Here is a 514-nt window from a genome sequence, read left to right on the forward strand (position 1 = left end):
GGATAAAGAGTTTAATGTCCTTGTTACAATTAAAGAAGGCAAAATCAAACATTCGAAATTATCTGAGTTGGAAGTTGATTAATGAGAGTAAGAATTCGTTATTTCACGAACAAAGAATCTTATGGACGAATTTTTTATTTACCACAAAACATTAATCACACTTTATTCCCAACTTTTGGTCTTCAATTAAATTATGAACAAAACGAAGAAAATATAATTCGAAAAATTTACAATCGTTGTTTAGAAAATCCAGCACCATTTGATGTAAATTGGAAAGAACGATATTTCTGTTATTTCGGTAACTTAGAAAATATTCGATATTTTTCTCATTACATCGAAATTGAAAACAAACAAATTTTCTCTCAAATTCAAAATTTAATTTCTAACTATAATAAATTTAATTCCTTCGAATACAAAATTGGTGGGAAAATTTTTGATTCAAGAAAAAAATATGTAATGGGAATTTTGAATGTGACGAGTGATTCATTTTATGATGGTGGAAAGTATTTCGATG

Annotated in this window: 1 protein-coding gene; it reads left to right on the top strand. The window is 26.7% G+C overall.

The annotated features are described in order from the left end of the window. Positions 1-81: 81 nt before the first annotated feature. Positions 82-514 (top strand): hypothetical protein (locus N3D74_06755; protein ID MCX8095862.1); only part of this gene is annotated, 433 nt, incomplete at its 3' end.

The sequence above is a fragment of the Caldisericia bacterium genome, assembly GCA_026414995.1.
GTDB lineage: Bacteria > Caldisericota > Caldisericia > B22-G15 > B22-G15 > JAAYUH01.